This is a genomic window from Amycolatopsis sp. YIM 10 (assembly GCF_009429145.1).
Taxonomy (GTDB): domain Bacteria; phylum Actinomycetota; class Actinomycetes; order Mycobacteriales; family Pseudonocardiaceae; genus Amycolatopsis.
The window spans coordinates 1499117-1518360 of record NZ_CP045480.1 but is presented as its reverse complement, the minus strand read 5'-3'; the positions used below and the strand labels follow the sequence as shown (position 1 = coordinate 1518360).

Genomic DNA, 19244 nt, shown 5'->3' with positions numbered 1-19244 from the left:
CGGGATCTCGTTCACTTCTTCTGTTCCTGGCCGACGAACGTCCAGGTATGGCTTTTGTAGCTGGTCACGGCCGACTTACCGCAAGGAAAGTCGCGGCTTACGCCGGGGTCAGTCGGGTGATCATCACTCGATCGGTCTACGACTCGTCGCACGCTGGGCGGCAGGTGGCTGTGGCGTGCTACTCAGGTTTGGTGGCCGAGGACGACTGGGATGTTCCGTACCGGAAGACGCTGCACGAGGCGCTCGCGGTGCTCCACGGGCACTGGACTGTCGCGGTCCTGGCCACGCTGGCGCTGGGCGATCGCCGGTATTCCGATCTTCGCGACGAGATCAACCAGGCCGAGGAGCGCATGGGCTGGGCCTCGCACCCGAAACCGGTCGCGGACAAGGTCTTGCTGAGCACCTTGCAGCGCGCGCGGGAGAACGGGTTGGTGCACCGCTTCGCCGAGGACGCCAACCAGGTCGGGTCCAGCGTCTGGTACGGGCTCACCGTCAGCGGGCAGACCCTCATCGCTTCTCTGCGGCCGCTGGTGAGCTGGGCGCAGCAGCATCGCGAGCGGCTCACGGCGGCCCGGGCCGCTGAGCGCGCGGACTAAGACGTCTTCACGCACACGCGGTTGCGACCGGCGTCTTTGGCGGCGAACAGCGCGAGGTCGGCAGCAAGCAAGACCTCGTCCAGGGTCTGGCCCGCGGTGGGATAGATCGCGCCGCCGATCGAGGCGCTGAGCGTGCCGGTCCAGCCGTCCAGGGCGTCGATATCGCCCACGTTGACGGTGTTGATCGCCGTGCGGATGGCGTCGGCGATCCGCTCGACCTCGGCGGTGGATGCTCCGGGCAGGGTGACGACGAATTCCTCGCCGCCGAAGCGACCGCAGAGCCGGTCCCCGCCGCCGCGCACTGCGGTACGGATGGCGAGAGCGACGGCCGCCAGCGCGGCGTCGCCGGCCTGGTGCCCGCAGCTGTTGTTGACCCGCCGGAAGTGGTCGAGATCGATCATGAGGATGCCGACCGGTTGCTGGTGGCGCTGCGCGCGGTCGAGCGCTGCTTGCGCGAGGGTGGTCCATGCAGTGGCGTTGAGCAGGCCGGTCTTGGCGTCGATGGTGGCGGCGTGCTCGAACTGGCGGAGCAGGACGGTGCGGTGCAGGGCGTAGACCGGCACGAACAGCAACGTCACCAGCGCCGGGTGCCAGGCCAGCAGCAGCGCGGCGAGCATGCCCATGCACAGCGTCGCGACCTCGAGGATGTTCTCGTTGAACGAGCCCAGCAGCTGGCGCGCGCTGCGGTCGGTGCGCACGAGCGCGATCGTCGCCGCGGCGACGGCCGAGTTGACCATGAAGTACACGGCGATGAGCAGCCCGATCGCTACGACTTCGCGCAGTGTGAGAATGGTGTCGAGTGGTAGCGCACCGAGTTCCCGGGCGACCCAGGCGGTGACGCTGCAGGAGACGATGACGTTGGAGACGTTGAACGCGAATCGCGAGACGTAGCCGCCGCTTGGGTCGCTGCGCCACCACAAGTGCGCGTAGAGCACAACGGCGACGGCCGCGGCCAGAACCGGCGGTAGCACGAGAGCCGCGCCGAGGGTCCAGACCGACGAGAAGTTCACGTGGGGCGTGTCCGCGAAGTATCGGCGCCGACGCTCGACCTGGCGGGACACCTCACCGGCCAGCAGGCCACAAGCCGCGAGAACAGCACATAAGACCAGGTCAGACGATGTGACCCGGAAGAGGAAGACGCTACCCACCACGAAGGCGGCCGCGACCACTTCGACTGCTACCACAAGTAGCTTGCTCGCGACGGAGTGCGACCATACAGGCCAACCTGGGCGGCCGTTCGGTGATCGCCCGTGCCCAGGTGGGCTTATGCCCTTCATACTGGCCCTCACTTCTGTTCCTGACGGAGGTCGCCCGGCCGGGATCTCGCCGCTTCCGGGCCACCGGCACCTCCAGCCGACGGACGTTCGGGGAGGAGGCCGTTGCTATGCGTAACAAGGAGGTCTGACCGCCGGTCACCATGGCCAGTGGCCGGGGCGTTCTCGCCGGTTCTCGCCCGGCGAGAACGCTCCGGCCTCCACCACGCCACGGCACCGACGGCCACCACGAGCGCGAGACTGCCCGCCGCCGCGACGGCGCCCGGCGGCCCCGTCCGTTCGGCGAGCACGCCGCCGAGCAGGATCGCCACACCCTGCCCCGCGTACACGCACGTGCTGAACCGGCCGAGTACCGCGCCGCGGCGGGCGTCGGGCACTACCGCGACGATCATCGGCTGCAGCCGGATCAAGTACAGCGTGGAGAACACTCCCGAGATCGCCCACAGCAGCACCACCGCAGCAAGGTTGGACACGACCGCGCAGGCCAGCAGCGGCACCGCCGCGAGTACGACAGGCCACAAGATCCGCTCGCGGCGTACCGGGGCTTCGGTTCTTGTCCGCGCGGCCCACCAGGCGCCGATCACACTGCCGACCGGGTCGGCGGCCATCAGCAGCCCGACCGCGGCGGCCCCTGCTCCGATCGTCTCCGAGTAAGGCGCCGCCAGACCCTCGGGGACTACGAACAAGCCGACCAAGCCACCCAGCACGAACGGCATGATCAGGCGCGGATCCAGGCCCCGTGTCCGGCCAGGTTGTCCTCCTGCGTCCTGCGAGCGCGCCGCGGGGCGGCTGCGAACGCCGATGACGATCAGCAGGGCGCTCAGTGTGAAGGTCACCGCGTTGACGGCCAGCACGCCGCTCGGTCCCAGCAGGGCGACCAGCACACCGCCCGCGCCGAATCCGGCGACCTGCACCACCTGCACGCTCATCTGGCGGGCGGCCAGCCCTGCCTGATACAGATCGGCGCTCAACATCGTCGGGATCAGGGCCAGCTGAGCAGCCTTGAACGGCGCGGCACTAGCCGTCAGGACAGCGATAAGCCCCCACAGCACCGGCAACGGCACCCCAGGGATCGCCATCGCCGCCGCGAGCAGGGCCCGCAGAACATCCGAGACGATCATCACCGCTCGTCGCGGAAAACGATCCGCAAAACCGGACAGCAGCACGCCGCCCAGGACAGTAGGCACGAAGGTCAACGCGTAGGTCAGAGCGGTCAGCACCGCCGAGGCAGTGCGCTCGTACACCAAGACCGACAAAGCGACCCGCGCGAGCTGATCGCCCAGCACCGAAATCGCCTCAGCCGCCCACAACGCGCGAAACTCGCCCACACGCAACGAGTCGAAAACCCCTGCCTTTCCCATCACCGCCACCGGCCCTCCCCTGCCACAGGCGAACCATCGGCAAATCACCTGGATGGCCTCATACGCTCGGACCAATCACCGTATGCCCGCACAGTCGCCACTTGGATACGTAGCGCTATAGTTCACCCATACGTATCAGGTTGACTACACAGCGAATACGGTCGCATGTGCGTGCAGGTCGAACACCTGTAGAACTACTCAAACCGGCGGACACACTGGGACCAATCCCATTCACCTGCGCTGACCAGCGAGACACGATTCCATTCAGCGGCAGAGACCAGGTCGTTCCTGACCGGTAGGAAATTCTGTGGCGCCAGTTCGTCGGACAAGATTAAGCGGCCCTGAGGCGAGGTCTCGGTAATCAACGTCGCGGCGACTGGCGACTACCGCTGAACGAAATATGGCCTCAACGGTAGTCGTGGTATTCGACAGCCAGGGCATAACGTCCACTTGAGGCGGACGCCATGACGCTGGACTGATCGACGAGCCCGCTATTCCTGTCCGCGGGCGACGGCGGCGCCCAGTGCGACGGTGCGATGTCGCCAGAACGCATCCGGGCCCTAGGACGCTTGCGCGGTGGACGTGCGCCGGTGCGGGGTCGGAAGCGGGTACAGCAGCGCCACGGTCTCCACGGCGCATTCCGGGCAAATCCGCAGGTTCGCTGGACGGCGCGGCCCCAGGGATTCGAGCACGAGCTGGCCCTCGTGCAGGTGCCGGGTGCACACGGAGACGTCGGTGCCGGACAGCGCGGTGTGCGCGCGCCCGGGGTGGAACGGGCTGACACCCCATTGCAAGTTGGTCATCGTGAACCTCCTCGGGTCGCGGCTGTGATCTCGGCGAAGCTGGAGTACGCGGCCTCGATTGCGGAGTCGGGCAGCGGGTCGAGCCCGATGTCCGCGCGCGCGAGGTTGACCTCGGCCGGACGGTGCAGCGGGTAGAGACGGCCGGCTGCCTCGGTGCCGAGCCGCAGCCACTGGGTGCCGTAGTGCTGCGGGCGCTGTTGGTCGGTCGCGACCCGATCGGCGAGGTAGGCCAGGTCGCGCGGTGCGGCGTCGCGATTGGCGACCGCGGCGCGCAGCTTCGGCAGCCAGCAGGCCCGGTACGGCGCGGGCGCGTGCTGGGCCAGCACCCAGGCGGCGTGCGCGCCGTCGACACCGACGGTGCGGCGGCCGGGCCAGCCGTGTACCGCCACGATGGGCGCGAACCAGCGCACGTTGTCCTCGTCGACGCCGTGAACGGTCGCCCACTGCTCCGGTGTGGGCGCCACCGGGTCAAGCTCGGCGCGGGCGCGCTGATCGGCGGCGGCACGCTCGATCAGCTCGCCGCGCAGCGCGGCCAGCTCCGGGTCGACACCGGCCCTGTTCATGGTTGTCCTCCTGCCAGCGCGGCGGATCCGGATGCAGTCAACGTGAGCGGCCGATCGGCATCGTCGGCGAGATGGCCGGACGCGAGCAGTCCGGCACATGCCTGTGCGATCCACTCAGGCACCGCCCGGCCCCCGTCGGTGAACAGCTCGCCGTCATGGCGACGCAGCGCTCCGCGCGCGGCCCGGCGCAGCGCCCACCAGCCCGCGACGTCGACCCCGGCGCCATCCACGCGGCAGCTCATCTCGGTTGTCGGTTCGGCGGCCTCGAGCGAGGTTGCGGGCGTCATGGCGTCTCCGATCGAACGGTCGGCACCGACATTGCCAGCGCGCGGGTGGTGGCCAGCAGTGCGGCTTGCGCAGGCAGATTGGCTCGGGTGGGCCAATCGACCCAGTGCCATAGGTCCAGCGCTTCGGTCTCCGGAGACGGCAGTACGACCAGGGCGTTGTCACCGACCACGCTGACGCCCAGCGGCACCAGCGCGGCGACATGCTCCAGCGTCGCGCTGCCCGGCCCGCTCAGGAACGTCCACCGTTCGCCACCCGGATGCGCCAGTGCCGGGGCGGGCATGGCCCGCACCCGCATGCTGGGCGCGACCTTCCGGCCCAGCTCGGCGGGCATCGTGACCGCGCCGAGCAGCCCGCCCAGGCGCAAGGCGATCCGGTTGCTGTCGACCAGCTGAGCGGGCAGCCCGCAGGTGGCCCAGTAGTACTCGCATCGCCGCGCCGCTGTGTCCCCGGCCGACGCCGGGGGCGCCACGCAGGAAACGGACATGCCCATCAGTCCCTTCGTGTCTGGCCGTTCAGCGCGGCCAGCGCGCTGGTGTAGTCGGGTACGGACCATGCGGTCTCCTGCGGCGTGATCCGCCAGCGCGAGATCTGTCTCGGCACCTGGCTCGGCGGCAGCAGCACGCATCCCTCCCGTACCGAGCGCGGCGGATCACCCACTCGAACTCCGACATCGGCGGCGTGGTCGCCGATCAAGTACCAGCGCGAGCCCGGCCCGACCACGATCGGGCCGAGACATCCGGCGCTCCGGAGCGCCGCTTCGGCCCCGCTGCCACCAGGCCCGAGGTCGAGCACCCCGATCGCGCCGGGACGCAGGAGAATGGGCCACGGCCGGTTAGTCCACGCCTCGAACGCCTCGTCCTCGGACACGGGCCCACCCCGGCATACCAGATCGGCGACCGCGTGCACTGGCTGGTCCTCGAGGGTGCCCGTCCGGGCGGGCAGTGCCGGAACACCACGGCAGATCGGCCAGCCGTGCGCGGCGTACTCGGTCGCGGTGCAGCGCATCTCCGTCAACGCACCCGCCGGATACGGATGCGTGCTCAACACCGAGCATCACCCTTCTGCGGTCCAGGTGCCTCGTCCGCGGGCGCTGGCTCGCCGACGGGCATCGTGGGGGTGAACCAGTCATGGAAGTCCGTCGGCGTGCGACGCGGTGCCTCGGTGTCCCACTGATGGAGCCCTTCGAGCACCTGCTCGTACAACACAGCGCGCTCACAACCGACATCTCCTGGTTGTCCGGCAATCGGCTCGGACGATGTGAGCGAAACGGGTAGCGGCTCAGGCGCACGAGTTTCGTCGAGGGCGTGCCGGCTCACGATGACGTCCTTGCCTGCACAACGCGCTCCAGCAACGCGACAACCATGCTGCAGGGCGGCAGAAGCTGGTCCGGACCAGGAGGCACGACCCAGTCGTCTCGCGTCCGCACGCCTCGGCCAGGACTCGGACTCGGCGTGCTCTGCGCGCCATTCGGCAGCAACCGGACCTTGGCGCGGACCAGGGACTCCGGCAGCGCGAATTCGGCACGCCGATGCGGCGCGGTCAGCACCGCCCACCGCCCGGGACCATGCCGCAAGACAGGCCCCCGAAGGCAACCCGACGCCAGCTCCGCTACCACAGGCCGCGCCAGTTTCTCGGGTATGTCGAGCACGTCGACGGACGCGTCCTCGGTCGTGGCACGGCCCCCTGCACCATGCCACGGCCCTTGGAGGGGTTGTCGGACCGCTGCTTCACAAGGTCCGGCCATCACGCTGCCTCCGACATAGCCATCGGCGTCGACCGGAGGGCGTGACGGCCGCTGGGCTCGCCTTCGTCGTCGAGAAGAACGACCGCCACCCGCCCAGCGGCTTGTGCAACGTGCCGCCCTCCGGGCACCTCGCGATGTGGCGTGGGGGCCGCTCCCGGATGGCTCCGAGGCGCAGGAATTCCCTCGCGCGCGGATTGATCGAGGCGCACGTACAACTCGATGGCATCCCGCAACGCAGCACGTAGCTGACCCACAGCCAGCGGATCGAACACCGCCACGCCACCATCCGCATCGACCGTGATTTGGGGTCCATGCTCGGCGATGGAAACCTCCGCGTACGACCAACGGCCATCGCGGTCACAGCACGGCACCGTCCATCCCCGCCTCCGGGGTTTCCATCCGGCTTTCACCAGCAGCGCGAAGATGGTTGAGCGCTTACGGCGTTTCATGTGCCCCTCCGGCAGCTGGCATGGAGTGAGGCCGTGCGCGCTTCTCACCGTTGTCAGCCTCTGAGCAGGTCGTCGATTGAAGGGCGGGCGTTGGAGCCGCCGCGCGGAGCGAGGCGGCAAGACCGTTGCTGTGGCAACGACGGAGCCTGCGCCGTTCGGCGACGTGCCACCAGCTCGAGGCAAGGCCGACCACGCACCCCACAAGAAGGAGACAGAAAGCCAGCAAAAGCAGTGGGCTTGCGGGATGGGGCTCGAGAACCAAGGAGGCGACGCCGACCCGGGGCCGCCTGCTAATGTAGATATCGAACACTGGCACACCTCGCTAGACTGTCCGAACTACCGGGTCACCTACCGACCATAATTTAGATATCTACATTAGATAGTCCGCCGTTCGGGTGAATGATCGGCGGTGTCGACCGTGAGAGAACAGGAAGACGTGGTGACGGAGCGAATGGAGCAGCCCCAGCACCTCCCGGCTGCCGTCATGAAAATCGTTCTCGGCAGCCTCCTGGAGCGTCGGCGCAACGAGGCCGGGAAAACGCAAGGAGAGGCAGCTCAGAGTCTCGCCTGCGGGCAGTCGAAGATCGCCTACATCGAGGGCGGCGGCGGAATCAAATTGGCGGAGCTGAACGTACTCCTCGAGCTCTACCAAGCAAGCGAGGCAGACCTCGCCTACGCCCGCTCGCTGCAGGCGGAGAGCAACAAACGCGCCAAGCGCGGGGCGTTCAGCACGCGGTTCAAGCAGCAGCTACGGCTCCTGATCGACGTGGAGCCCACCTGCAACAGGCTGTTTTGTCACCGTTCGACCGTCATTCCGGGCCTGCTGCAGACCGAGGCGTACTCCCGTGCCCAGGGACGATGCTGGCGGCCTTCGCTCAGCACCGAGGAGATCGATCGTGACACGGCCAACCGGCTCGCACGGCAGTACGTACTGGACAACGAGGACCAGCACTTCTGGTTCATCATGGATGAAGCGGTCCTACACCGCACGCCGCTGCCGCCGGGGGAGATGAAGGCGCAAGTCCTGCATCTGGTCGACGTGCTGGACCGCCCCAACGTCGAAATTCAGCTCGTCCCGTTCGACGTCGGCTACTACATGGGCCAAGGTCACGACTACACCGTGTTCCAGTATGAGACGGAGCCCTCAGTGAGCGTGGTCTACCTGGAGCGCTACAACAAGGGCGAGTACGCCGAGGCCAAAGAGACCAAGGGCTACCTGGAACTCTTCGATCAGCAGAAGGCAGCCGCAGCCGGGCAAGAACGCACGAGGCACCGGCTGCTTGAGTTCGCCGCTAGCCTGTAGATCGACACCACTCTCACGAAGGGTGACACCTGAGATGCATGTCCAGAACAGCCACAAGCCCCACCTCAACTGCGACTTCACCAACTGGGCGAAGTCACCCATCAGCCACCCCAACGGCCAAGAGTGCGTCGAGATCGCCGTCACTGACAACGCCATTGGCATCCGCGACAGCCGCAAACCAGACGGAGCGGTGCTCGTCTTCGACCACGCCGAATGGAACGCCTTCGTCGCAGCGGTCGAGTCTGGTTTCTTCCGACGCCAGTAACGTCCGTCCGCAGCTTCAGTCTATGCCCCAGCCAGCCAAGAAGACACTGCCATGGGACTGCCGCGACACCGCCATCACACTGCCAGCTCTTCAGCAGGCACCTTGGTGCGGCCTACTGTCCGAACTCAACGAAACACGTCCTTGGAGGCAGGGACAGGAGGGTCGGTAACCGATGAGCGGCACTCGGCGCTATCCGCCCAACACCAGACTGGCCTGGGAACGCCTTCAACGTGGTTGGAGTCGCCAAGAACTGGTCAGCCAGATCAAACGGAGCATGGACCTCGCGGGCGACGGCGGCTGCGGGCTCACCGCGGACACTGCTCGGCGTTGGGAAGCCGGCGAGCGGTGGCCAGAACCTCAGTTTCGCAAGCACTTAGTACTTGTCCTCGGCAAGTCAGCTGCCGAGCTGGGGCTCCTCACCGATGACGAGTTGGCTATCGCGCCAACCAGAACCCTGAGTGAGGGAATGTCGGCCAGTGACCGTCAGTTGGACGACCTGGCGTATCAGGTGATGAAAAGGATGTGGAACATGGGGCAGGGCAATGGCCCTGAGATCAACCGGCAGACCTTCCTCCGAATGCTGCTTGCCGTCGCGAGCACCACACCGTTGTTGTCACCGGATCTCGCCGAGGCTGCCGACACGGTGACGAACCCCAACGCGACGGCCCGCGATCCCAAGGTCGTCACCAGCTATTCGGACATCACCGCTCGGCACCGCCAGCTCTACTGGACGTCGCCGCCAGATCCCTTACTTGACGCAACCGTCGCGCACACTCAGCTCGGCGCCGCGCTCCTGCGAACGCAACCGTCCTCGTCCTCGTCACGCGAGCTGGCGTGCTCCGTTGCCGAGTCAGCCTTGCAAGCCGCGCGACTGGCCTTCTTCGACCTCGGCCGCCCGGAACTCGCTGCCTGGCCGTTCCAGATGGCTCAACAGGCAGTCGACGTAGCCCGAGATTCTGCTCTGGCTGCCACAGTGGCGGCCCATCGGTCATTCGTCCCAGGCTTTCGAGCGGCAGACGGGGACGCGGCTGCCGCGCGCACATTACTTGATGTAGCTTTCGCGCACGCACGGTACGCTGGCGGTCCGCACTTGCGCTCGTGGCTACATTGCGTCGCAGCGGAAGTTCAGTCACGCATTGGCGACACCAAAGGCAGCCGAGACCGAATCCGGCAGGCTCAAGATGCCCTCGGTACCCAAGGGACCGATCCGGAGTGGCTCGACTTCTTCGACGAGAGCCGCCTCCCGGGATTTGCAGGCAACGCTGAGCTTCTCGCCGGCCGCCACCGATCAGCTAGTCGATGGTTGCAGCAAGCGATCACAGCGTTGCCTCAGGACGCGAACAAGCAGCGCGCGGTTCTGCTGCTCGATCTCGCGCTAGCGGAGACTCCCCACAATCCGGACAGGAGCGCGAGCCTCGTTCACGCCGCTTGCGAAGAACTCGAACAGAACCCTTACGCAGCAGCGATGCTTCGCATCCCGGCTGCGAGAACGGCACTGACCGGTACCCCTTACGAGCGCGACATCGCAGAGCGGACGCAAGCGTTCCTGCCGCCCGTTCCTACTCTCAGTTAAGGGGCTACCTCGCCGATCGCGTTGTGCTGTTCGACGAGGTTCGCCAGATCGCGCAGATCTGGAAGGTCGAAAAGGAGGGCCTGCTCGGCGTCCGCGTCCTTGAGGATCCGCCCCCAGGGACCTCGGCGTATTAGGGCGGTCTTCAAGCCGAGAGCTTGCGCGGGACGTACGTCCCAGTCAAGCCGGTCGCCGACGTACAGGACGTTTTCCGATAGCGCATCAGCTTCCGCTAGAAGCCGGGAAAAGAATCCTTCTGACGGCTTTTCGACTCCCCAACTGCTCGATGTCCCCAGTACATCCAATGGCAGATCCAGGTCCCGCAAAATGCCTTCTGCCCGAGCGGTCTGATTTCCTGAAACTCCTACAAGAATGCGCTGCCGTCGCAGTGCACTAAGGCAATCTCGAACATCCGGGTAGAGATCCCGCTCATCGAAGGTTTCGGGCTTCCCAGCTTCGGCGCGACGCTGACGTTCCGCGGTGAGATTGAAGCCAGGACGAAAGACCTGGAACACGTCCCGGTAGTCGCGGCCTGCCGCGATGACCGAACCGAACACAGCCGAGAACTCATGCCTGGAGACGCCCAACCAGTCCGCCCAAGTGCCGTACTCTCGTGTCTCGTTGACAAGGACCTCGCCCACGTCGAAGAACACAGCCTTGATTACCATGCGCGCCTAGCACCCCTTCTCCTTGGTCGAGGCCACATTCTGCCCGATGGCCTCCATCCATTGCGCGACCGGTCGCGCAATGGATGTCTGCTGGCAGTGACATGGCAGCTACTACCCGCACACAACAGCATGTTGACTGCTGTGAACCGAAATCATGGGGAAGTGAGCAGCACTCAAAGCACGTCTCACAGGCGGGAAGGGCACGCGGTGATAGTTTCGTGATACTTCGGGATCGCAATGCCGTCTAGCCTCGCTCGTCACGGCCAGGATTGCACGGGGTGGGGAATGACTGTCCGCTTACTGAAGTTTGAACCAAATAGCCTTCAGGTGCACAGAACGCCGACAATAAAAGTGTGCTGCGTCTTAAGTTCCGATTATTCAACCTTCGACTCGGTCGCAACATTCAGGCGATTCTTCCGCGCGATTCCACAAAATTCCTTCGCTTCCAAAATCCTTCGAACGAGGCATCCCATCCAGAATCCTGAAGGCCCGTGACCGGTTCGATGAACGTACGCATGGTGTCCTCACCCGCAGCTCGTCCGGCCCGTCCCCCGGGGTCGGCTAGCGAGGTGGGGCGCGGGGCGGCACGACCATCCGGCGACACGACGATTCCCCCTCCCGCCGATGGTCGCGCCGTCCCATCTTTCACGCGAAACGAGGAACCGTCACCGCTGGTGGTCGTGCTCCCCGCGTGCATGCATGGCGACACGGTGGCGCTTGTGGCCGAGCACATCGAGCAGGCTGTGTTGGCGACGGGGTCTTCCCGACCGGTCTGCACCGTGCTGGTGGACACCAGTGCCGGGACGGACCGGCGGACGCGCGGGGCGTTCCAGAGCGCCCGGTTGTGGGGTTCGCGTGTTGAATTGATGCTGCCGGGTGCTGGGTGGGGTGCGGCGGTGGCGCGGGGCTTGCGCCACGCAGTTCAGGTCGGTGCCGAGGAGGTGGTGCTGGCCGATCCGATCGTGCCTGCGGATCTTGAGGCACCGGCCGCGGAGTCGCGGCTCGCGTCGGCGTTGCGCCGGCTGCGCGAGCAAGAGCGGCCGGGGGCGGTGTGCAGTCCCTTGGCGGCGCCGTGGTGGCAGCGTCTGCTGGCCATCCACGTGTTGCGGCCTCTGTGCGCGCCAGCGCTCGGTTTCACGCTGGTGGATCCGCAGGCGCGCACGCTGGTGCTATCCGGCGGCGCTGTGCCCGATGTGCTGTCGCCGTCGTGGGGTTTGATGCGCATGGGTTGGGAGCACGGGCACGGCTTGGGGCTGTTGGCAGCCGTTCGCGAGGCCGGGCTGGATGTCGGGCAGACCTTGCCCCGCATTCCGCATCCGGAGGCGTTCGCGCGGTTGATGAACCGCGATCCGGTGGATCGTGGCGAGGCGTCCGCTCAGCTGCCGACCGCGCTTCGCTTGGCGTCGGTCGCCGCCTCGGTCCGCGATCCGGTCCCGGTGGTGCCGTGGGTGGCCGATCTCGGGTTGGTCAAGGGGCAGCTTCCGCCGCCGGAGGTGTTCACCGCGATGTTGACGCAGTGCTCGCGAGCGGCACAGGTGGTGGCGGCGCGACCAGGTGAGGCGGCGAGCTGGCCGGAGCCGCTGCTGAACTCCTGGCATGCCGCTCGTGCGTTGCAGGCCGATATTCCCGCGATCTCTGAGCGGTTGTGGCTGGCGTATCTGGCGCGGCTCGGGCCGTGGCTGCGATTCGGTGCCAGAGCCGGCGGCTACACCATGCCTGCCCGTCATTCGGTGGTCGCGGCGGCGCGCCAGTTCTTGCTGGCCACCGGAACACCGGTCATGGCCGAGCAGTCCGCTGACAGCGTCAGCGGTAACTCCGTCGCCTCCTCGCTCCCCGGTGCCGGTTGAGCAGAACTGACGCTCACCGGTCGCGTTTCATCCGAAGGCATCTCGAAAGAAGGAAGGTTCGGTTCGTATGTCACACCGACAGCCAGCACGCGTTGCCGTGGACTGCACGACGTTCAGGGGCCGCGACTGCGCGGAGGTGTTCGCCGGTGCAGCCAGGTGGCTGTCCGATCCGGTGCAGGCAGGGATTCAGGTGTGGGGCGTTGATCTCGACCAGCCCCGCCGCGTCGATCGTGACTCCGACGCCGCGGACGCGGACGTGTATCTCGAGCTGTTCTACCAGCGCTCCGATGACGAAGCGGCCGGTGCGCAGGGGCACATCGGATGACCACGGCGACTTTCTCCGGCCGTGTCGTGGAGCGGGTCGCGCTTTTCGGTGCGCTGACCAGTACGTTCCACGGCTTGCATCTCTGGGCAGATCGTTGGCTTCAACGGCCGAAAGATGCCGTCCTCAAAGGGTTACAGGGCGACGAGCTGGTGTACCCGAGCGATGGCACGCCCTCGGGCGAGATCGTGCGTGAGGACGAGGTTGCGGTGCCAGCCTCTGTTGTCGGGCGTCGGGCGGCCACGGGGCATGTGCTCACCTACGCGGCGGGGCAGCTGGTCGTCACCGAGGTCGTGGTGCGTCTTCTCGGTCTGCGCCTGCCGTGGCGTGCCCGGTTGGCCGGTGCGGTGATCAATTTCGGGACGCACTGGGTCATCGATCGTCGTCGTGTCCTGTTGTGGCTGGCGGAACGGGTCAACCACAAGGACTCCTTCATCGCGTACGCCACCGTGCTGCGCAAACCGGATGCCGAACCGGATACCTCGGGGCCGGGCACTGCGCTTTCCGACCTCGATCAAGGGCTCCACAAACTTCTGGGTGTCCTCGCGGCGGCGGTGATGGCTCGCCTGGCCGTGCCCGCGCGCCGCCGAGTGCGAGGTGCCGCGTGCTGATCGTCACCGACGTGGGCGACACCCTCGGCTCGTTCGACCGGCCCGGTACGGCGGACGTGCTGCGGGAGATAGCCCTGGCCCCGGACAACGCCGCCGAGATCGACCGCAACATCCTCCACGTCGTTCCCGAGCTCACCGAGGAGGTCGCCGAGCTGGTGCGGGAGCGGCTGCTGATCAGCGCCGCCGAGTGGCCGTTGATCTGGCCGACCGGCGGTTTCACCGCCTACCCCGGCACCAAGACCGCTCTCGAGCGGCTGGCGGCCCTGGCGCCGGTGGTGGCGTTGTCGAACGTCTCCTGCGTCGCGGGCCCCGCCAGGATGGGTGACCTGCACGATCAGTGCGGGCAGTATCTCGCCGGGATCTACACCAGCTACCAGCTGCAGGCACGCAAACCCCAGCCGCGTTGCTGGACTGCTATCGCCGCCGAGTACCAGGTTCCGGTCGGTGACATCGTGCACCTCGGTGACCGGGTTCCCGAAGACGTCCGGGGACCGCTCGCCGCCGGGTGCCGCGCGGCCGTGCTGGTCAACACCCGCGACGTCGAGTTGCCCGAGGATGTTCGCCGCGATCCGCGGGTCGCCGTCGTGCGCGACCTCGCCGACGCCGCCGACCGCCTGGCCGAGCTGGCGGGAGCGCCGGCATGAGCGTTCGTCAGCGCCCACGGCCTCGTAGCCAGGCCGACTTCACCTGGCAGTTCACCGACCTCGTTCTGCCGAACCCGGGCATCACCACGCCGGGGCACTGGCCCGCACCGGACGACGCCCGCCGCCCTCGGGCGGCGTACACGCTGGCCGCTGTCGGCCGCGCTCGTGCCCCCGCCGACCGGGCGGGCGCCTCATGACCCACCACACCAGCGGACCTGGCGATGAACCCGGCTCTCCTGGTCAGCCTCGCGGCCGTTCTGGTGCTGGCCGGTGCCGTGCTCGGTCTACGAGGACTTGCTCGCCGGCGGCGGCACCGCTGGAACAGGCGCCCGGACTCGGTAGCGGCCATCACCGCCCGCGTCGCGGCCGAGCACGAACAACCTGCTCCGGCCTGGCCCGTGTACGACCGCGACCGGCGCCAACCAGGCCAGGAGCGCGACCTGCCGACGCTGCGGCTACCCCGCATTTCCGTACCGCCGGCGAAACCACGAGCAAGCCCGCGGACACGACCGTACTTATCGCGTAGCTCCCGACCTCGGGCAGCGGGCGACACCGACACCACCGACCCGAAGCAAGGCCCGCGCGCCACGAGCTAGTCGAACACGACAGCCCGGCCACCAGTACGCCGATCGCGTCCACTCGACGGGCTCGCAAGCCACAGAGCCTGTGTCGCCGCGGCGACTAAGCGCAGACGTCAACGACCGACATCTCGCCCTCCCAGGAGGCCATCATCGCCATGACTCAACTCCTCGACGCTGCGCTCATCCGCGTCCGGAACGTCTTCGACCTGCTTATCGGAGCCGGTCGCCAGGAGCAGCCGCTACCGGACGACGGCACGGTAGATCCGCTGATCTCCTTTTTCCGTTGCCGTGGCTGGACAATCCTCGACCGCGACTCCGACATTTGCGCCAGCGTCTACTACCCCGGGAGTTTCCACGGCGCGCTCGACGACGAACCCCGGCGCCAGGCCACACCGGACCTGGGCCTGAGCGAACTCGAATGCGTCCTCGCGCTCCGCGGTGAGCACTGGATCGCTCACTTCACCTCCTGCGGAACCCTGACCGGTTGCGTCCGGCACCGCAGCACGCCGGTCCTGATCGGTGTCCACAGCGCGGTGTTCCCCGCCGTGCTCTGGGAACTGGAGCGCCACGCGCGCACTCTCGATCGTGACCTCGCCCGGTGCCTGGTCTTCGGTCCCTGCGGCAGCTGCGACACCCCCGATGAGCCGTGCCGCCTCGCACCGCCTGCGCCGCAGGCACCCGTGTCGCCGCACGCCGCCGCCGAACGCGACGACGGCGTCGAATAGCGCGGCCTCCGACGATGCCCGTCGCTCACCCAGGACGCGGACCTCCCAGAGCCCCGCACCCGATCACTTCAGTGGACCTACAACCTTTTCAGATGGGAAAGACCTCTCCGTGAACAGAAAGATCCTGTCCTTCGCCGCCGCCGTGACGATGAGCATCACCACCGCGCTGACCGCTCCCGTGACGGCGGCCGTGGCCGACACGCCACCGCCGCCGGTCGAGCCGATGATCGTGGGCGGCCACCCGGCCGCGAGCGCCCCGCCGGGGATCACCTCGCTGCAGTACGACGCACCCAAGCACGGTGAGCAGTTCATCGACTACCACACCTGCGGCGGGGCCCTGGTGTTCCGGGGCTGGGTGGTCACCGCCGCGCACTGCGTCACCGACCCGCCCGCGGGCGCGGCGGCCAAGTCGACGGCGATTCAGCGGTTCACCGCCGACGCGGCATCGATCCCGACCGCGGACAAGCGGTTCCACGTCCGGGTCGGCAGCCTCGACCGGCTCTCCGGCGGCGAGACCGCGACGGTGACCAAGGTCGTGGTCCACCCCGGCTGGGAGTGGGCTCAAGGCGCACCGAAGGAGCCGGTCTCCGACATCGCCATGCTCAAGCTCGACCGCCTGCTCCAGCAGCCGACCGTGCAGCTCGCGCGCGACACCGCCCGCCGTGGCAGCGCGGTCAGCCTCTACGGCTGGGGCGTGACCGAACCCGACAGCACTCACGCCGGTCTGCCGAGGCACCTGCAGCAGCTCGACACCCGCGTCACCGCGCCCTCGCGCTGCGCCGACGCGGCACTGTCCGCCGCCGAAATCTGCACCGACAACCCCTCCGGCACTGACGCCGCCTGCAACGGGGACTCCGGCGGGCCCGCCCTGGCCACGATCAACGGCGTAACCCAGCTCGTCGGCGGTTCCAGCCGCTCCGCGACCGAGTTCTGCGGCACGGCGCCGGATGTCTACACCAGCTCGCCGGACTTCCGCGACTGGATCTACCACGTCGCCCGCACCGGCAACGCCACCTGACCCACGCCCCGGGGTCACCGCGCGTCGTCCAACGCGGCGCGCGGTGCCCCGAGCCTGCCGACCTCACTTTCGGGACACCGAACCGACGAACTACCCCGTCAGCAGCTCACCGACCGCCGACCCGCGATGGCCGATACCAGACAGACGACAAGATTTCTTGGTGGTTCTGACAGCGGTACACGCAATGTACGTCGCCTGAGCTGCGCCTGAAACAGCATGGACTGCCGGGGCCATCCAGCGGATGGTGGCGAAACCCTCGTGGGGCGGTCAAGTCCGGGTTCGTCACCTACTGGCCCGGTCACCGCTTCGCTACCTGACCACGGTGCCCGCCGTCCCGGTGGGCCGCACATCCGCCCCGGCCAGCAGCCATGCGCCAGCAGTGAAAGCCCTCACGACGCAGACCATGGCCAAGGTCCAGACACATCTGGCCACACGTTCATCTTTCAGGAGGGAGATCATGTCGGACTTCCGATGCGGGCGAGAACTGATCAGCGCAGACGATTTCCACCGTCTCGTGCGCTATCTCGCCGAGCGAGAGCACATGGAACGCCCCTACGCCGCCAGGGCACTAGATCAGCTCCTGGCCTTTCTCGTCGCTCTGGGAAATTCCGGGATACTGCTGATCCCCGACGAGGATGTCGACACGGCATGGCGCGCACTCATTGTCCATACCGAGCTGTATCGGGAGTTCTGCGACAAGTACAACGGCGGATACATCGACTACCACCCGGTCCCCGGCAGCCAGAACACAGCAACGTTGCGGAAGTGGTCCACGCGCTGGGATTCCACGACGAAGAAGTATGTGAAGCTCGACGAATCCTACGACCACAGCTTCATCGCCGTCCATGAGATCCAGCAGTCCGGCTTCTACGCCGACCTCGACCTGTGGCTACCGGGACGCAAGCCAGAACACTACGAGGAAGCCGCGCACCAGGGCTTCGAGATCATCGAGCAAGACAGGAGCGAGAATTGCTAGAGCAGCAGTTGCTGGACATCTCCGACGTGCACATTGAGAACCCCGAGCACGGCAAGCGGGTCGCCGTGGCGCTGCGCTCGATCGCGAGCCGCACAGACATCGCAGTGGCCTACGATTGGTCTCTCATTTATGGCGGGGCCGACATGACCGACCCGTATCGCATCGCCCTGCGCGTGGGCATCGACCCGCGCAATCAGATCGGGGCAATGCAGTTCGGCGCAGCCGACCACCTCTCCATCCCCGCCGCCGGAGGCGGCGACGGCACCAAGGCGTACAAGATGGCGGGCAAACGGGACATGTACTTCCAGCCCGGCTGCCAAGTCAGCCTCGGGACAGTGCTGGACGCCGTGGATCAATTCGTCCTGACACGAACACGGCCGACCCTGGTGAACTGGCGTACGGCGTAGCGAGCAGATCATGACCACTACCGCGCCCCTGATACCACGAGACGTCTTTGAACGGCTGTACCTCGACCTCAGCACACCGGTACGCGACGTCGCCACCCACGTGGGTGGCATCCGCCGCGTCTACTACCTGGCACGCAAATACGACATCCCACTCCGCAAGCACCTGAGCGACGCACGACGCGAATACCTCCGCAAGAAGCTCGTCGGCGGTCTGGCACACGAGATCCCTTACCACCGCCTTGCCTCTCATCTCGACATGTCCGACAAGGCGCTGGACAAGCTCATCTCCTACCACTGCCTGGAAAACGAACGCAACGAAAGTTTCACTCGAGATGACCCAACCTCCTAAGCCTCGATTCGATCGAGATCAGTTCGACAAGCTTTATCGGGATCACACCGTAAAAATCGGGACGATCGCCGACCGGCTCGGCATCCACCGGAACACTGTGCACATATACGCCGACGTTCTCGGCATACCACGCCGCACCAGCCGGGCCAGGCAGAGAAACTCGGACGAGCCCGCCCTGGCATCAGCATGGTTCAACCGAAGCAACCTCAAATGCACTACGGAGGAACTGAGCATCAAACTGGGCTTCACCTCGAACAGGATCTTCTACTACGCCAACAACCACGGTTTTCCACGCCGAGGACTGCTCGCCACCAGCAACCGCGACCGCATCGAGGCCCTCTGGCTCGACCCCGAGTTAGGGCTGACAGAGATGGCAGACCGTTTAGAGACCACTCCCAAGGGCGTCCTATGCCTGGTGGGCTGGCACGGTCTACGACCGTAAGCGGTGACCCAGCCCGAACCCCGTGAGCAGACAAGCACGCCCGGGCCCCGCACGGCCGCCCGGACACCTACCCTGACCAGACGCCAGCGACCACCGACCCGCCACATACCGCCGCCGGAACCACAGCCAACCATGAACAACCACACCGACACACCTCCTCCCACGCGTCGCCGACCGACACCACCAGGCATGGTCAGCCGCTACCAAGCCGGCACATCCCAGCGCGCCTTAGCCCGCCACTACCGCATGGCGACACGAACCGTCCGCGCCCACCTGGTCGCCGCCGGAGTCACCATCCGCTCCAACAAGGGCCAACCAGCCACGACCGCACCGCCATTGCCCGCCCACGACACGACGCACTCCCCGCACACCCCGCCGACACCGAACCTGGCCACCGTGCACCAGCTCCACCCCCGCGTGTACCCGTTCCTCCCCCGC

General features: G+C 66.9%; 23 protein-coding genes. 15 read left to right on the top strand and 8 right to left on the bottom strand.

Features of this window, described 5'->3' with window-relative positions; genetic code table 11:
- The first annotated feature begins 191 nt into the window (after window positions 1-191).
- The gene (locus YIM_RS48525; protein WP_194240071.1) at window positions 192-596 is read left to right on the top strand and encodes a helix-turn-helix domain-containing protein; all 405 of its coding nucleotides are present in this window, start codon (window positions 192-194) and stop codon (window positions 594-596) included.
- On the opposite strand, the gene YIM_RS07465 is transcribed toward YIM_RS48525, so the two are convergent.
- The 7 genes from YIM_RS07465 to YIM_RS07435 all read right to left on the bottom strand — a co-directional run bounded on the left by YIM_RS07465 (window position 593) and on the right by YIM_RS07435 (window position 5932).
- A complete protein-coding gene (locus YIM_RS07465; RefSeq protein ID WP_194240070.1) occupies window positions 593-1765 on the bottom strand; it encodes a GGDEF domain-containing protein in 1173 nt (390 codons plus the stop codon). The two genes, YIM_RS48525 and YIM_RS07465, sit on opposite strands and share 4 nt — an antisense overlap.
- Window positions 1766-1881: 116 nt before the next feature.
- A complete protein-coding gene (locus YIM_RS07460) occupies window positions 1882-3231 on the bottom strand; it encodes an MFS transporter (RefSeq protein ID WP_153036841.1) in 1350 nt (449 codons plus the stop codon).
- Between the two features lie 560 nt (window positions 3232-3791).
- Window positions 3792-4034: a hypothetical protein gene (locus tag YIM_RS07455; RefSeq protein WP_153029629.1), complete on the bottom strand. Its 243-nt coding sequence runs from the start codon at window positions 4032-4034 to the stop codon at window positions 3792-3794.
- Complete coding sequence (locus YIM_RS07450) at window positions 4031-4597, bottom strand: DUF6624 domain-containing protein (RefSeq protein ID WP_194240069.1); 567 nt, start codon at window positions 4595-4597, stop codon at window positions 4031-4033. The genes YIM_RS07455 and YIM_RS07450 overlap by 4 nt, the downstream gene beginning before the upstream one ends.
- Entirely contained in the window at window positions 4594-4884 is a 291-nt protein-coding gene (locus YIM_RS07445) for a hypothetical protein (RefSeq protein ID WP_153029628.1), read from the bottom strand. The genes YIM_RS07450 and YIM_RS07445 overlap by 4 nt, the downstream gene beginning before the upstream one ends.
- Window positions 4881-5369, bottom strand: coding sequence for a hypothetical protein (locus tag YIM_RS07440; RefSeq protein WP_153029627.1), 489 nt, complete (start codon window positions 5367-5369; stop codon window positions 4881-4883). The genes YIM_RS07445 and YIM_RS07440 overlap by 4 nt, the downstream gene beginning before the upstream one ends.
- Before the next feature lie 5 nt (window positions 5370-5374).
- A complete protein-coding gene (locus tag YIM_RS07435) occupies window positions 5375-5932 on the bottom strand; it encodes a hypothetical protein (protein WP_153029626.1) in 558 nt (185 codons plus the stop codon).
- Window positions 5933-7496: 1564 nt separating this feature from the next.
- Between YIM_RS07435 and YIM_RS07430 the strand changes: the two genes are divergently transcribed.
- From YIM_RS07430 to YIM_RS07420, 3 genes are all read left to right on the top strand, one after another.
- Window positions 7497-8381, top strand: coding sequence for a helix-turn-helix transcriptional regulator (locus YIM_RS07430; protein WP_228004604.1), 885 nt, complete (start codon window positions 7497-7499; stop codon window positions 8379-8381).
- Between the two features lie 34 nt (window positions 8382-8415).
- Window positions 8416-8646: a DUF397 domain-containing protein gene (locus tag YIM_RS07425; protein WP_153029625.1), complete on the top strand. Its 231-nt coding sequence runs from the start codon at window positions 8416-8418 to the stop codon at window positions 8644-8646.
- Between the two features lie 172 nt (window positions 8647-8818).
- Window positions 8819-10219 carry an XRE family transcriptional regulator gene (locus YIM_RS07420; RefSeq protein WP_153029624.1) on the top strand — a complete coding sequence of 467 codons (1401 nt, stop codon included), beginning with the start codon at window positions 8819-8821 and terminating at the stop codon, window positions 10217-10219.
- On the opposite strand, the gene YIM_RS07415 is transcribed toward YIM_RS07420, so the two are convergent.
- On the bottom strand, window positions 10216-10869 hold the full coding sequence (locus tag YIM_RS07415; RefSeq protein ID WP_228004603.1) for an HAD family hydrolase: 654 nt from the start codon (window positions 10867-10869) through the stop codon (window positions 10216-10218). The two genes, YIM_RS07420 and YIM_RS07415, sit on opposite strands and share 4 nt — an antisense overlap.
- A 689-nt stretch (window positions 10870-11558) precedes the next feature.
- Here YIM_RS07415 and YIM_RS07410 point away from each other — a divergent pair.
- The 11 genes from YIM_RS07410 to YIM_RS07360 all read left to right on the top strand — a co-directional run bounded on the left by YIM_RS07410 (window position 11559) and on the right by YIM_RS07360 (window position 18806).
- Entirely contained in the window at window positions 11559-12731 is a 1173-nt protein-coding gene (locus YIM_RS07410; protein WP_153029622.1) for a hypothetical protein, read from the top strand.
- A gap of 97 nt (window positions 12732-12828) precedes the next feature.
- Window positions 12829-13056, top strand: coding sequence for a hypothetical protein (locus YIM_RS07405; protein WP_153029621.1), 228 nt, complete (start codon window positions 12829-12831; stop codon window positions 13054-13056).
- Entirely contained in the window at window positions 13053-13664 is a 612-nt protein-coding gene (locus YIM_RS07400; protein WP_153029620.1) for a hypothetical protein, read from the top strand. Before YIM_RS07405 ends, YIM_RS07400 begins: the two co-directional genes overlap by 4 nt.
- Entirely contained in the window at window positions 13658-14308 is a 651-nt protein-coding gene (locus YIM_RS07395) for an HAD family hydrolase (protein ID WP_153029619.1), read from the top strand. The genes YIM_RS07400 and YIM_RS07395 overlap by 7 nt, the downstream gene beginning before the upstream one ends.
- A complete protein-coding gene (locus tag YIM_RS07390) occupies window positions 14305-14505 on the top strand; it encodes a hypothetical protein (RefSeq protein WP_153029618.1) in 201 nt (66 codons plus the stop codon). Before YIM_RS07395 ends, YIM_RS07390 begins: the two co-directional genes overlap by 4 nt.
- Before the next feature lie 539 nt (window positions 14506-15044).
- The gene (locus YIM_RS07385; RefSeq protein ID WP_153029617.1) at window positions 15045-15614 is read left to right on the top strand and encodes a hypothetical protein; all 570 of its coding nucleotides are present in this window, start codon (window positions 15045-15047) and stop codon (window positions 15612-15614) included.
- A gap of 109 nt (window positions 15615-15723) precedes the next feature.
- Window positions 15724-16632 (top strand): trypsin-like serine protease, encoded by a 909-nt coding sequence (locus YIM_RS07380; protein ID WP_228004602.1) that lies wholly within the window; start codon window positions 15724-15726, stop codon window positions 16630-16632.
- A 457-nt stretch (window positions 16633-17089) separates the two neighbouring features.
- Window positions 17090-17608: a hypothetical protein gene (locus YIM_RS07375; protein WP_153029616.1), complete on the top strand. Its 519-nt coding sequence runs from the start codon at window positions 17090-17092 to the stop codon at window positions 17606-17608.
- Window positions 17602-18015: an Imm1 family immunity protein gene (locus YIM_RS07370; protein WP_153029615.1), complete on the top strand. Its 414-nt coding sequence runs from the start codon at window positions 17602-17604 to the stop codon at window positions 18013-18015. Before YIM_RS07375 ends, YIM_RS07370 begins: the two co-directional genes overlap by 7 nt.
- 10 nt (window positions 18016-18025) lie before the next feature.
- Window positions 18026-18364 (top strand): hypothetical protein, encoded by a 339-nt coding sequence (locus YIM_RS07365; protein WP_153029614.1) that lies wholly within the window; start codon window positions 18026-18028, stop codon window positions 18362-18364.
- Complete coding sequence (locus tag YIM_RS07360; protein ID WP_153029613.1) at window positions 18348-18806, top strand: hypothetical protein; 459 nt, start codon at window positions 18348-18350, stop codon at window positions 18804-18806. The genes YIM_RS07365 and YIM_RS07360 overlap by 17 nt, the downstream gene beginning before the upstream one ends.
- Window positions 18807-19244 lie beyond the last annotated feature (438 nt).